Below are 12,808 nucleotides of genomic sequence, written 5' to 3'. Positions count from 1 at the left end.
CTCGGTCAGGTGGTGGTCAGCCACGGCGCACCTCCAGCAGCCGGCGGTCGCGCAGCCGGTCGAGCAGGTCGGTGACGTCGGGCCGGGCCACGTCGCGGTAGTCGGCGGCCAGTCCGGCGATGATGTCCTCGGTGCTGGTGGCGCCGTCACAGCGGCGCAGCACGGCCGCGGCGGTGTGGTTGAGCAACAGCACGCCTTCGGGGTAGAGCAGGGCGTGCCGGTCGCGGACCGGGTCGTGCACCAGCCGGACGCCGCGCCGCAGCACCGGCCGGCCCCCGGAGTGGGCTTGCGGCGTGGACTGTTCGCTCATCCGGCGCTCACCAGTGGCCTCGGCCGCTCGGCCGCGGCGGCCGCTCGGTGTCCCCGGCAGGCCGTCGCGTGCTCGATGGTGTCCACAATGGACCAGAGCACGTCGCACTTGAAGGTCAACGCCGCCACGGCGGCGTCCTGCCGCGCCCGGGTGCGGCAGTGCTCGACCACCAGGCGCAGGGTGTGCTCGGCGTCCGAGCCGACCTCCGCGATGCGGGACTCGAAGTAGGTGTAGCCAGCCGGCGCGATCCACGGGTAGTGCTCCCGGAACGCCGCGACGCGGTCGCGCATCAGCGTCGGGGAGAACAGCTCGGTCAGCGCCGCCGCGATCCCCTCGGTCCACGGCCGGGTGCGGGTGAAGGTGACGTAGGCGTCGACCGCGAAGCGGACCCCGGGCAGCACGTGCCGCTCGTCGAGCACCTCGGCCCGGCTCAGCCCGACCGCCTCGGCCAGGTCCAGCCAGTCGGCCAGGCCACCGGTGTTCGGCTCGGTGCCGTCCTGGAAGGCGATGCGGTGCAGCCAGGCTCGGCGCACCGCCACGACCGGGCAGTTGGCGATGATCGCCGCGTTCTTGACCGGCAGGTTCTTCTGGTAGTACCAGCGGTTGGCCACCCACGAACGCAGTTCGTCCGGGCTCAGCCCGCCCTGGCGCAACCGCACGTGGAAGGGGTGATCGGCCCAGTAGCGCTGGCCGCACGCGCGCAGCCGGGCCACGAACTCCCCTGTGGACAGTGGTGCCGGGTCCGGACTCGGCTCGACGGACATGGTGGCGCACTCCTCACCGCGCCCCGCCTTGCACGCGGGGCGCTGGTCGGACGACGGGGATCGCGGGGCGTGAAAAAAAGGGGGGACCCCGGCTGGTGTCCGTCCACTGCGGACATCGCCGTCCACCCAGGGTCCCCCACGGGCGGCCAACTACCGGCGCGCGACGTAGGCCGTCACTTCCATGGCCGTCTCGAAGTCCTCGATCTCCGGCCGCTGCCAGTGCGGGCGAGCCGAGACATCGGCCTGGACCGACGTCTGGACAACCGGATCGACCGCGGTGTGCTTGTCCGCCATCAGGCACCTCTCTGCGTGCTGGGGTGGAACACGGGTCACCGGCCGCCGAGGGAGAAGGCGTAGAAGGTGTTGCCGTTGTGGCCCTCGCCGAAACTGGTCTTGCCGTTGCTCCAGTACACCGTGCCGTTCACCACGGCGGGGCCGGCGACCGAACTGCCCTCACCGACGTAGTCGAACAGGATCTTGCCGGTCCTGGCGTCGATGGCGTACATGTTGCCCTTCTCCGAGCCGGCGTAGAAGACCCCGTTGGCCACGGTGACCGCGCCCAGCAGCACGCCGCCGGCCGGGTCGGGGATCTGCCAGACCACCTTGCCGGTGGCCGCGTCGACCGCGGAGAAGTTGCCGGAGGTCACCGTCCGCCCGTCGGGCAGCGTCCACGGGGTGCGGTCGGTGTTGGCCTGGGCGATGTAGACGCGCTGGCCGTCGGTGGCGGTGCCCCACTCGATGCCGCCGTGGATGCCGCCGGGGCCGGTGGCCTTGCGCCAGATCACGCTGCCGTCGTCGGGGTTGAGCAGCCAGTAGTCGCCGCTCTTCTCCCCGGCGCCCAGCACCTGCCGGATGCGGCCGTCGGCGCCCCTGGTCCAGAACAGCTGCGGCCCGGCGGCGAACCCGTAGTCGGGGCCGTTGTTGTCCGGGCAGTTGTGACTCGGGTAGCCGGGCAGGCAGCCGGCGTTCCAGTCGTCGAAGCGCCGCTCCCCCTGGGCCCACTTGATCCGCCCGGTGGCCATGTCCAGGGCGAGGATGGAGTCCATGTGGTTGTCCGGCGACAGGCACTGCTCGGGCGTGCCGCCCGCCTCCTGGCACCGCTTCACCTCGGCCGGCAGGATGTAGTTGTTGCCGGTGCCCACGTAGATGGTGCGCCGGATCGGGTCCACCACCGGGGTGGTGCCGAACACCGAGCCGCCCGCGTAGCCGCCGGGCACGCCCCCGTTGTCCGGGATCGTGTAGGTGGTCCACAGGATCTTGCCGGTCCTGGCCTCCACCGCCACCACGGCACCGCGGAACGTGCAGCACACGTACCCGGGCAGGGTGGACAGCGGCTCCTCGCGGGAGGAGACGCCCTGGTAGATCACGCCGTTGTGGAGCACACCGGCACCGGTGAGCGCGGCGACCGGGTGCGGGTGCACCCTGGTGATCCAGCGCAGGTTGCCGGTGGCGGTGTCGATGGCCATCAGGTGCGCGCCGTTGGCCGGCTTGCCGGGCGGCTGGTCCCCGATGTAGACGGTGTCGCCCGAGACGATCGGGGCGGTGCGCGACACCGCGCCCTCGACGCCGTTGTACTCGGAGATCTTGTGCTTCCAGATCAGCTTGCCGGTCTTGGCGTCGACCTTGTAGAAGTACCCGCCCCAGTCGGGGAAGTACACCGCGCCGCCGACGACGGCGGGCGTGGCGGTGGTGTCACCGGCGGTCTCCAGGCTCCACTTGAGCGCGAGCTTGTTGGCGTTGGCCGGGGAAATGGTGGTCTCGAACGGGTTGGAGCGGGTGTTGTGGATGTTCTGCCCACCCACCGCCCACTGGGTCAGCGGCAGTCCGAGCGTGCCGGCGTCCTGGCCTGCCGCCGCGTCCTGGGCCGCGGGTGCGGCAGGGGCGGCGGGCACGGCCGGTGCCACGGCCACCGTGGTGGCCACGACGGCCGCGGCGACGCCGAGCCCGCTGGCCAGGCGGTGGATCCAGTTTCGAGCACGGGCCATCAAAAGAGGTTCCTTCCTGGTGTGGCCCCCAGTGCCTGGCACGCTCCACATCGGACGGTGGCCGGGAGTCGGCCGCGCCGAGGGCAACAGGCGTGCGGGACACCGGTGGCCGGTGATGGGTCAGCCGGCCAACGACGGCGCTCCGGCGGCCTGCTCGGCCGCGAACAGGGCGGCACCGGCGTCGGCCGGGGTGGGGTGGTCCGGGGTGAACACGCCGATCTGGCGCAGCAGCTTCAGTTCGTCCCTGGCGCCCCAGTGCTCCACGGCCTGGCCGCCGGCCACCCGGTAGAAGTGCAGGTGCTGCACCCTGACCTCGTTGCCGGTGGGCGGCACGCCCAGGAACTCGCCGGTGTGCCGGCCGCTGAAGGTGACCCGCACGGCGAACCGGTCGCCGAAGGCGAAGAAGTCGTCGGGCTGCCAGGTGGCCTCGGAGAACGCGGTGCGCATGTAGCGGGCGGTGGTCAGGTAGCCCTGCGGCCCGCCGCCCACGCCGGGGGACGCCTCGTGGTCGACGAAGTCCGGCGCGATGTAGCGGCGCGCCGCCTCCTCGTCCAGGGTGGCGAACACCCGGCTGACGCCCAGGGCGACCTCCAGGATCTCCGGCGGAATCTGCGCTGCCGTGTTCCGCAGGTCCTGCGGGACCCGCGCGGCCGCGCCCTCGGTGTGCTCGGACATCTCCTGCTTCTCCTCTGCCGACTGGTGGTCTGCTGTGGACAGTGCGCGCGCCCCTCGGGGCGCGGTCGTGCGGGGCAGGTGCCTCAGTGGCCCATGCCGTTGCCGCCGCTGACCGGGATGAGGGCGCCGGTGACGTAGCTCGCCTCGGCGCTGGCCACGAACCGCACCACCGGTGCCACCTCGTCGACCGTGCCCACGCGGCGCAGCGCGGTGTTGTTGATGACGTGCTCGCGGGCCTTGCCGGTGATGGTGTCGCCCATGTCGGTGTCGATGATCCCCGGGTACACCACGTTGACGGTGATGTTGCGCGGCCCCAGTTCCCAGGCCAGCGACCGGGCCAGGCCGACCAGCCCGGACTTGGACGCCGCGTAGTTGGTGACCCCGGCCCCACCCCAGAACGCGGTGGTGGAGCCGATGAAGATGACGCGGCCCCAGCGGGCGCGCACCATGTCCTGGCTGGCGCGCTTGGCCACCCGCACGGCGCCGAGCAGGTTGGTGTTGACCACGTCGAAGAAGTCCTGTTCGGACATGCCGACCAGCAGTCCGTCCCGGGTGGTGCCGGCGTTGGACACCAGCACCTCGACCGGCCCGTGCTGGGCGCGCACCTCGTCGAAGGCGGCCTCCACCGAGTCGGTGTCGGTCACGTCGCAGCGCACCCCGAACAGCCCCGCGGGCGGTTCGCCGGACCGGTAGGTGATCGCCACCTTGTCGCCGGCGTCGGCGAACGCCCGCGCCACGGCCAGGCCGATGCCCCGGTTTCCCCCGGTGACCAGTACCGAACGGCTCATCGCAGCGCTCCGGCCCGCTCGCCGAGCAACGTGTCCAGCAGGGTGATGGCCGTCGCCGTGTCGGTGAAGTGGATCGCGCGCCACCCGGCCGCCTCCGCGCCCGCGCAGTTGCTGTCCAGGTCGTCGACGAACACGCTGTGCTCGGCGGCGATCCCGGAGCGCCGCACGGCCAGGTCGAAGGCCTCCCTGGCCGGCTTGCGGTGACCGATCTCGAAGGACAGCAGCACGTCGTCGAACTCGCTCGCGGGCACCATCCGCCGCCAGTGCGCGTCCCAGGCCGGCACCATGTTGGACAGCAGGCCCACGAACAGCCCGCGCGAGCGCAGTTCCCGCAACCGCTGCACCCAGGCGGTGTTGGTCTCGCGGCCGTCGAACCAGGCGTCGGCCAGCGTGCTCAGCCGCACCTCGATGCCGGTGTCGGCGCGCAGCACCTCGCCGACCTGGCGCAGCCACTCCTGCTCGGTGACCAGCGGGGTGTCCAGCGGCAGCATGATGTCGTCGGTCTGGTAGGTCGCGGTGACCTTCATGATCGCCTTCATCAGCGGCTCGGGGTCGAGTTCCATCGCCGTGCAGAAACGCGTGAACGTGTGGGCGATCGGCGGGGTGAGCACCCCGCCGAAGTCCGTCCAGACCGCCTGCACGGTCGGGTCGGGCGAACTAGTCATCCAAGGCTCCGATCAGCGACGAGGGAACGAGGGTCAGGGTGATGCGGGCGATCTCGGCGCCGGACTGGGTGAAGGTGACCGTCCTGGCCGCCACCCGCTCGGGCGCGCCGGCCGGGGTGCGCGGGGTCGCGGCGAACACCGGCTCGTCCAGTTCGGCGAAGCGCAGGAAGTCCCCGCCGACCGAGCCGAGGTGGGTGCGCGCGGCCACCGCGCCGGTGCCGTCGTCCACCGACATCAGGGCCAGCTGGCGGGCGGCCTCGGCCAGGGACATGGCCGGCAGGTGGTCGTAGTCGTGGTCGAAGATCGCCCGGTTGCCCAGCCGGGGCCGGACCAGTGCCCGCAGCTGGCCGTCCACCTCCACCGGGTCGGCCAGCACCACGTTCAGCGGGTGGGCCCGGCCCACCAGGTGCGGCGCGACCTGCCGCAGGTGCGGGACGTCGGCCAGGTCGGCGGTGGACGGCGCGGCACTGCCCCGCTGCGCGTGGCGCAGGGCGTCGTGCTCGGTGTGGCTGAGGAACTGCACTTCCATCCGGTGCTGGCCGACCCGGCGGTCGGCCACGTACAGCTGCTGCTCGACCATGCCCCTGCGCAGCTTGCCGGCCCGGACCCGCAGCGGCTGGAAGGCGCAGTCGATCCGCAGTCGCCCCGGGGCGCGACCGACCGCCAGCGCGTCGAGGTTGGCCAGTTCCAGCGAAAAGGTGTTGACCAGGATCGCGGTTTGTCTGGGCACTCCGCACAGGTGTGCGCCGCAGATCCCGGCCTGCCTGCTCGCCTCGGCCAACAACAGCGGGTCGAACAGTGCGGTCGACTGGACGTGGTCGTTGTAGTAGCCGTGGGTGAGCGGCAGCTGGGCACCGGCCACGTACTGGTAGTCAGCGATCCGGCACATGTCCGTGACAAAGACCTCGGCCACCGCCGAACGGTGCACCAGCGTGCGGTCAACGGTGCGCAGAAAACTCAGCCCGGCCACCTGCTCCAGGCGGTCAACGGACTCGATACTGACGGTCATCGTTACTTCGCGCTCCCCTCGCACAGCACGTCAGTCGGCTCGTTGGTCGAGGTCACCAGCGTGGGACACCGCCGGGGACGGCACACCGCACGTTTTCCGGCCATTTCCCGGAACACACTGGCAGAGGACGGTCAAAACCATGTCAACCGGCGATCAAAACCGACCGGAAAACCCGCCGGAAGCGGGGTGACCCGCACCGCGGCGAACAATGGGAACAGGTCCGCGGACAATCAGGAGTACCACTTTCGTAGCCCGCGGTGCGCCTTAGGTGTCAATTCGTTGCTAATCGCGTCCGGCGGTCCCTACTGTCATCGGCACGAGATCGGCGCGAACACACCGCCGGTCGCCGCAATTCCGTTCTCGCCAACGCGGCGGTGCCGAGCGCACCGGTTGACGGGAAACAGCCAGAGGGGAACGCGAAGATGACGCAAGGGGTCACCGGCACTCCCAGTGCCCTGCAGGACAAGATCCGCGAGATCGTCGCCGAGGAGCTGGAACTCGACCAGGACGAACTCAGCGACACCGGCCACTTCGTGGACGACTACGACGCCGACTCGCTGTCGCTGATCACGGTCATCGCCCGCATCGAGAAGGAACTCGGCGTGGCGGTCCCCCGCGACCAGCTCACCGAGATGGCCACGCTGGAACAGGTGTTCGCGGTGGTCGGGCAGTACGCGACCGGGGAGTCCCGGGGTGCCTGACGACACGCTGCGCCGTGTCGTCGTCACCGGACTGGGGGCGGTGAGCAGTGTCGGTATCGGTGCCGACGCGTTCGCCGCCGCCATCCGCGCGGGCACGACCGGCACCGGGCCGATCACCAGCTTCGACACCAGCGGGTTCCCGCACGTGATGGCGGGCGAGGTGCGCGACTTCGACCCCGACGCCCTGCTGGAGAACCTCAGCCCCGACCAGTGGGGGCGCAGCAGCCTGCTGGGTGCCGCGGCCGCGCGGCAGGCGGTGGTGGACGCGGACCTGGACCCCGAGCTGCTCGCCCGCTCCCGCGCCGGGTCGATCATGGGCACCACCGGCGGCGAGTCCACGGTGCTCCAGCAGCTCACCGAGCAGTGGGTGCACCAAGGTCTGAAGAGCATCGACCCGCACATCGTGGCGCAGGCGCCGGCCAGCCAGATCGCCAACGCGGTCAACAGCGAACTGGGGCTGACCGGCGACGCGCAGACCGTGCCCACGGCCTGCTCGGCCAGCAACTTCGCCCTGGGCTACGCCTACGACCTGGTGCGCACCGGTGAGGCCGACATCATGCTGGCCGGTGGCGCGGACGCGGTGAACCGCGCGACCCACGCGGGGTTCTTCCAGCTCGGGGCCCTGGCCGAGCACACCTGTCGGCCCTTCGACGCCAACCGCTCCGGCATCCTCACCGGCGAGGGCGGCGTGGCCCTGCTGCTGGAACCGCTGGAGCACGCGCTCGCCCGCGGCGCGCGCATCTACGCCGAACTGCTCGGCTACGGCGTCAACTGCGACGCCAGGCACATGGTCAACCCCGACTCGACCAGCATCGCCGCGTGCATCCGGCGGGCGCACCGCTCGGCCGGGGTCGGCCCGGAGCAGATCGACTACATCTGCGCGCACGGCACGGGCACCCCGACCAACGACGCCACCGAGGTCCGCGCGGTGCGCGAGGTGTTCGGCGACCGGCTGCCGCCGATCAGCTCGATCAAGTCGATGATCGGCCACACCATGGGCGCCGCCAGCGGGTTCGGCGCGCTGATCTGCTGCAAGGCCCTGCAGGACGGGTTCCTGCCGCCCACCGCGAACGTGGCGCGGGTGGACCAGCGGCTGGGGCCGGGCGTGGACTGCGTGCCGGGCAGTTCCCGACCAGCGCACCTGTCGGTCGTGCAGAACCACGGTTTCGCCTTCGGTGGCAACAACGCCATCACGATCCTGGGGAGGGTGGCATGAGCACCGCGGTCGCTGTGCGGCCCCTGGCCGTCACCGGGTGCGGCGTGGTCTCCCCGGCCGGGCTGGGCCTGGACCGGCTCGGGCACCTGCTGCACGCCGCCGTGCCCGGCAACGCCGAGCCGGCCGGTGACGACGCCGCCGACTTCCCGCCCGGCCCGCTGCGGGCGGTGCCCGAGTTCCGGCTGGCCGACCACCTGGGCCGCAAGGGCACCAAGAACCTGGACCGGATGACCGCGCTGGGCCTGATCGCCACCAAGCTGGCCCTGGAGCAGGCCGGCGCCGAACTCACCGCCGAGGAGCGGGACGCCACCGGGGTGGCCCTGGGCACCAGCACCGGCAGCATCCGCAGTGCCAGCGCGGTGTCCAGGGACACCCTGGTGCAGGAGCGGCCCTACCAGGTCAACCCCTCGCAGTTCCCGAACACCGTGATGAACAGCTGCGCCGGTCAGCTGGCCATCTGGAACTCGCTGCGCGGGGTGAACGCCACCCTGGCCGGCGGTCAGCTCTCCAGCCTGTTCGCCATGCGCTACGCCCGGGTGGCGATCAGCCAGGGCAACGCCGCCCGCCTGGTGGTCGGCGGCATCGAGGAGCTGAGCCCGCAGTACGCGTGGGCGTGGCACCGGGCCGGCGCGCTCACCCCCGGGACCGCGCTGGGTGAGGGCTGCGCGGTGTTCGTGGTGGAGGACGCCGCCGGCCTGGCCGCCGACCGGCCGGTGCTCGCCGAGGTGCTCGCCTGCGAGGTCGGGTTCTACGGGGCCACCCGCCGACCCGGCCGCACCGAGGGGCTGGCGCTGAGCGTGCGGCGCGCCCTGGACCGCAGCGGGGTGGCGCCCGAACAGGTCGACGCGGTCTCACTGGGGGCCACCAGCTACAGCGCGCTCAACCGGGTGGAGCAGCGGGCCCTGCGCGCGGTGCTCGGCGCGCTGCCCGCCCAGGTCAGCGTGCACGACGTGGTGGGCGAGTGCTACAGCGCCAGTGGCGCCATGCAGCTGGCCGCGCTGCTGGCGCACTGGCAGCGCGTCCCGGCCCCGCGCCCGCGCACCGCGCTGGTGACGTCGGTGGGGCTGGACGGCAACGTCGGCGCGCTGGTGGTGCGCGAGGGCCGCGGCGGCCGGCCGGACTGAGCCGGTGCTCACCACGAGCACAAGGGACGGTCACTGTGGACAGTCCACTACCGACACAGATGTCCGGGTCGAGTCGCTGGCCGCTCGGCCGGCGCGGCCGGTGGGTGGTGCGCGTGACACCACCCGCCGGCCGCGTCCACCGCGTTGGCGACTCAGTAGCGCCCGGGGATCAGCGACGCGGACACGGCCTTGTTGACCGCGTCGATGCGGGACACCGCGCCGAGCTTGCCGAAGATGTTGCGCAGGTGGCGCTTGACGGTTCCCTCGGTGATGGACAGCCGCACCGCGATCTGCCGGTTGCTCATCGCGGTGGCGACCAGGCTGAGCACCTCCTGTTCCCGCACGGACAACAGGCCGGGCCGGATGGTGTTGACCTGGGTGAGCGTCTCGCGCGACACCGAGATCACCAGTCGCTGCCCGCCGTTGCGCGCGCTGCGGATCGCGGCCACCAGGTCCTGGCGGCTGATGCTCTTGTGCAGGTATCCGGAGATCCCGCTGCGCAGCATCTGCTGCACCAGCTGCGGATCGTCGTACATGCTCAGGATCAGCACCTTGGTGTCCGGCGAGACCTGCTGGATCCGGCGCACGGTCTCGGCGGGCTGGCTGCGCGGCATGTCGATGTCCATCAGCACCACGTCCGGCCGGGACCGGGCGGCCAGCGCGGTCAGCGACTCGCCGTCGCCGGCCTCCCCGACGATCCGGAAGTCGTCCTCGGTGAGCAGGACATCGCGCAGGCTCTCGCGCAGCAGGGTGTGGTCGTCGGCGATGAGGATGCCGACCACGTCCTCAGCTGCCATCAGCCCTCCCCGGCAGCCGGACCGACAGCTCCACGCGGGTGCCCTCCCGGGGACGGCTGGTGATGCGCAGCTCGCCGCCGAGCGACTCGCTGATCCGCTCCCGCATCGACGTCAGGCCGTGCCCCTGGACGGCGCTGGCCAGGTCGAACCCGGCCCCGTCGTCCTCGACGACCGCGCGCACGCGCTCGGCGGAGATGTCCACCAGCACGCCGACCCGGCTGGCCCTGGCGTGCCGGAACACGTTGCGCAGGCACTCCCGGACCACCACGAACAGCTCGGTGCGGTGTTCGTGCGGCACCATGGTCTCGTCGCCGTCGATCCGGAGTTCGACCCTGGTCCCGGTGGATCGCACCGACCGGACGAACTCCCACAGCGCGTCGCCCAGGCTGGGCAGCCGGCTGTACAACCGCAGGTCGGCCACGAGCTGGCGGGTGCCGGCCAGCGCGTCGCCGAGCGCCCGCTGCGCCTGGACGATCCGGTCCTCGGCCTCGGGCATGCCCCGCTCCCGGTAGACCTGGTACAGGTCCAGCTGGCGGGTGGCCAGGCTGACGCTGCTGCCCAGCCAGTCGTGGATGTCCCGGGACAGGCGGCGCAGGTCGTCGCCGCGCAGCCGCCTGAGCCTGTCCTGCTGCTCCGACTCGTGCCGGTCGGCCAGCACCCGCATGCGCGCGGACATGCTCTGGTTGATCGCCCGCAGCCCCAGGCGCAGCGCGCGGGACGCGTCGGAGTGCTCGCTGACCACGGTGACCAGCAGCTCGGCCAGCACGGTGGTCAGCTCGGCCGCGGCGACCAGCACGTCGCTGAAGCGGATTCCCCAGGCGGCCCCCTTGACGCCCAGGTTCACGACGCTGCCGATGTTCTCGCTGTTGATGACGATCGTGCCGCGGTGAATGCTGTCCAGGCAGTCGGCGATGACGAAACCGGCCTGCCGGTCGATCTCCTCCTTCAGCTCGGCCACGGCCAGCACGGGGCTGCCCAACTCGTGCAGGGAGGACTCGTATCTCCGCAGCACCTGCTCCTGGAACAGGTACAGACGCCGCGCACCGGATAAGGACGACTGGCCGTCAGTCCTCTCCAGCGCGGTCACGCAAGTAACCACTTTTCCCCCAGTGATTAAGTTAAAAACCTTTTACCAGCAGCCCCCGACCAGGTAGGTGAACATGTGACGCCGCCACGATGAGTTGTATTGGGAAACGATCCGCCCGATACTGGATCGATAACATAGTTTGCGACGCAAGTGTACCGGCCAGCCTGGTCGTGCAGCAAGCAACAATCGCACCGACCAGACCCCACTGGATATCGGAGAGCGTGTCCTGCTTTTGATTTGAATCCTATTCATATTTTGCTGGCGCGCGGCGCGCACAACAGCAACGAACACAATTAACGTGGATGTCATCCAACTGTGCGCTGTCCCCCATTACCCGCTGCACACTAGCCCACTTCGACGCTCTCCGGTGCGGCATCCGGCGACATCGGCCGCACCGGTTGTCCACCCGACCGCCGACGCCGACGCACCAGCCGCCAGGCGAGCACGGCCACGGCCACCACCACCAGCAGCGGCAACCCCAACAGCCCGACCACGTCCTCGACCTGCTGGTAGGCGGCACCGGCCAGGTAGCCCAGCACCACCAGCCCACCGCCCCACAGCACCGCCGCCGGCACGTTGCACAGCGCGAACCGCGGGTAGGGCACGCCCGCCCGGCCGGCAAGACGCGGCACCAGGGTGCGCACCACCCCGAGGCACTGGCCGACGGCCACCGCCACCCGCGCGCGCCGCCGCAGCAGGGACAACAGCCGCTCCTGACGATCCGGCCCCAGGCGGCGCTCCACCAGCCGGTCCACCCACCCCCCTCGGCCGGACTGGCCCCGCCGCTGGCCACGCACGAACCCGGCATGGCTGCCGATCGTGGTGGCCAGCACGGCGGTGACCACGGCCGCGAACAGCGGCACCACCCCGAGCCTGGCGAACAACCCCAGGGTCAGCACCGTGCTCGCGCCGGGCAGCACCACACCGATCAACAGCCCGGACTCGGCCATCAACAGCAGACCGATCAGGCCCAACACGACCGGTGCGGGCAGCCCGACGAGAAAACCGGCCTCAGGCACCCGGGCCCGCCTCGCGCGGCGCACCCCCGGCGCCGGCCACCCGCGGCCGGCGGGCCAGGTAGACCACGGCCGGCGGGATGTTGCGCCACACCGTCCGGCTGACCACCACCTCCTCGAAGGTGTCGCGCAGGTTCTGCAACTGCCGCCGCGCCGGCGTGGTCCACCGCGTCCACCCGTAGGTGAACTGCGTGAACACCCCGCCCTCGGCCAGCGACTGGGCGACCAGCGTCAGCAGCGGACGCGCCGCGGTCGTGGGAAACGCCACCCACGGCAGGCCGCTGACCACGACATCGGCCCGCAGGCCGCGCTCGGCCAACACGTCCGGCAACGTGCTCGCGTCCCCGCACACCACGTCCACCTCGGGGTAGCGCTTCCCGAGCAGGTCGGCCAGCCTCGGGTTCAACTCGATGGCCAGGTGCCTGCCCCTGCCCCGCAGCCGCCGCTGGATCTCCTTGGTGAACGCCCCGGTGCCCGGCCCCAACTCCACCACGACCGGATCACCGCGCTCGGCCACCGGCACGGTGATCTGCTCGGCCAGAAACCGAGAACTCGGCGCCACCGCGGCGGTGCGGATGGGAGAGCGGATGAACTCCCGGAAGAACAACCCGGTATCGGTTGACTGGCCCGCTTTCCTGTCGGTCACCTGCACGGTTGGCCTCCCCAGACGA

Annotated in this window: 15 protein-coding genes; 3 read left to right on the top strand and 12 right to left on the bottom strand. The window is 71.4% G+C overall.

Translation table 11 applies throughout. The annotated features are described in order from the left end of the window. Positions 1 to 16 precede the first annotated feature (16 nt). The 8 genes from pqqD to LX83_RS04665 form a co-directional block, all read right to left on the bottom strand. The gene (gene pqqD / locus LX83_RS04700; protein WP_253767420.1) at positions 17 to 310 is read right to left on the bottom strand and encodes a pyrroloquinoline quinone biosynthesis peptide chaperone PqqD; all 294 of its coding nucleotides are present in this window, start codon (positions 308 to 310) and stop codon (positions 17 to 19) included. Further along, positions 307 to 1,074, bottom strand: a complete 768-nt coding sequence (pqqC, locus tag LX83_RS04695) for a pyrroloquinoline-quinone synthase PqqC (protein WP_253767418.1) — start codon at positions 1,072 to 1,074, stop codon at positions 307 to 309. The genes pqqD and pqqC overlap by 4 nt, the downstream gene beginning before the upstream one ends. Positions 1,075 to 1,224: 150 nt before the next feature. After that, on the bottom strand, positions 1,225 to 1,368 hold the full coding sequence (gene pqqA / locus LX83_RS04690) for a pyrroloquinoline quinone precursor peptide PqqA (RefSeq protein WP_253767416.1): 144 nt from the start codon (positions 1,366 to 1,368) through the stop codon (positions 1,225 to 1,227). Positions 1,369 to 1,403: 35 nt separating this feature from the next. Next, positions 1,404 to 3,059 carry an outer membrane protein assembly factor BamB family protein gene (locus LX83_RS04685; RefSeq protein ID WP_253767414.1) on the bottom strand — a complete coding sequence of 552 codons (1,656 nt, stop codon included), beginning with the start codon at positions 3,057 to 3,059 and terminating at the stop codon, positions 1,404 to 1,406. A gap of 120 nt (positions 3,060 to 3,179) precedes the next feature. Beyond that, positions 3,180 to 3,734, bottom strand: a complete 555-nt coding sequence (locus tag LX83_RS04680; protein ID WP_253767412.1) for an ester cyclase — start codon at positions 3,732 to 3,734, stop codon at positions 3,180 to 3,182. Positions 3,735 to 3,817: 83 nt separating this feature from the next. Beyond that, positions 3,818 to 4,522 (bottom strand): SDR family oxidoreductase, encoded by a 705-nt coding sequence (locus tag LX83_RS04675; RefSeq protein WP_253767410.1) that lies wholly within the window; start codon positions 4,520 to 4,522, stop codon positions 3,818 to 3,820. After that, a complete protein-coding gene (locus LX83_RS04670) occupies positions 4,519 to 5,187 on the bottom strand; it encodes an HAD family hydrolase (protein WP_253767408.1) in 669 nt (222 codons plus the stop codon). The genes LX83_RS04675 and LX83_RS04670 overlap by 4 nt, the downstream gene beginning before the upstream one ends. Continuing rightward, positions 5,180 to 6,196, bottom strand: a complete 1,017-nt coding sequence (locus LX83_RS04665) for an AfsA-related hotdog domain-containing protein (RefSeq protein WP_253767406.1) — start codon at positions 6,194 to 6,196, stop codon at positions 5,180 to 5,182. The genes LX83_RS04670 and LX83_RS04665 overlap by 8 nt, the downstream gene beginning before the upstream one ends. Positions 6,197 to 6,618: 422 nt before the next feature. Between LX83_RS04665 and LX83_RS04660 the strand changes: the two genes are divergently transcribed. The 3 genes from LX83_RS04660 to LX83_RS04650 are packed head-to-tail and all read left to right on the top strand — an operon-like array spanning position 6,619 to position 9,237. After that, complete coding sequence (locus LX83_RS04660; RefSeq protein WP_253767405.1) at positions 6,619 to 6,897, top strand: acyl carrier protein; 279 nt, start codon at positions 6,619 to 6,621, stop codon at positions 6,895 to 6,897. Then, the gene (locus tag LX83_RS04655) at positions 6,890 to 8,113 is read left to right on the top strand and encodes a beta-ketoacyl-[acyl-carrier-protein] synthase family protein (protein ID WP_253767403.1); all 1,224 of its coding nucleotides are present in this window, start codon (positions 6,890 to 6,892) and stop codon (positions 8,111 to 8,113) included. The genes LX83_RS04660 and LX83_RS04655 overlap by 8 nt, the downstream gene beginning before the upstream one ends. Further along, on the top strand, positions 8,110 to 9,237 hold the full coding sequence (locus tag LX83_RS04650) for a beta-ketoacyl synthase N-terminal-like domain-containing protein (protein WP_253767401.1): 1,128 nt from the start codon (positions 8,110 to 8,112) through the stop codon (positions 9,235 to 9,237). Before LX83_RS04655 ends, LX83_RS04650 begins: the two co-directional genes overlap by 4 nt. A 152-nt stretch (positions 9,238 to 9,389) precedes the next feature. Here LX83_RS04650 and LX83_RS04645 read toward each other — a convergent pair whose 3' ends face one another. The 4 genes from LX83_RS04645 to LX83_RS04630 all read right to left on the bottom strand — a co-directional run bounded on the left by LX83_RS04645 (position 9,390) and on the right by LX83_RS04630 (position 12,789). Continuing rightward, positions 9,390 to 10,034 (bottom strand): response regulator, encoded by a 645-nt coding sequence (locus LX83_RS04645; protein ID WP_253767399.1) that lies wholly within the window; start codon positions 10,032 to 10,034, stop codon positions 9,390 to 9,392. Beyond that, positions 10,024 to 11,121: a sensor histidine kinase gene (locus LX83_RS04640; RefSeq protein WP_253767397.1), complete on the bottom strand. Its 1,098-nt coding sequence runs from the start codon at positions 11,119 to 11,121 to the stop codon at positions 10,024 to 10,026. Before LX83_RS04640 ends, LX83_RS04645 begins: the two co-directional genes overlap by 11 nt. 344 nt (positions 11,122 to 11,465) lie before the next feature. After that, on the bottom strand, positions 11,466 to 12,140 hold the full coding sequence (locus LX83_RS04635; protein ID WP_253767395.1) for a DedA family protein: 675 nt from the start codon (positions 12,138 to 12,140) through the stop codon (positions 11,466 to 11,468). Then, positions 12,133 to 12,789: a class I SAM-dependent methyltransferase gene (locus tag LX83_RS04630; protein WP_253767393.1), complete on the bottom strand. Its 657-nt coding sequence runs from the start codon at positions 12,787 to 12,789 to the stop codon at positions 12,133 to 12,135. Before LX83_RS04630 ends, LX83_RS04635 begins: the two co-directional genes overlap by 8 nt. Positions 12,790 to 12,808 lie beyond the last annotated feature (19 nt).

Origin of the sequence: Goodfellowiella coeruleoviolacea (assembly GCF_024171785.1) — a bacterium.
Classification (GTDB): Bacteria; Actinomycetota; Actinomycetes; order Mycobacteriales; family Pseudonocardiaceae; genus Goodfellowiella; species Goodfellowiella coeruleoviolacea.
Note: the sequence above shows the minus strand (reverse complement) of the source record. Positions and strands in the feature narration are given on the sequence as shown.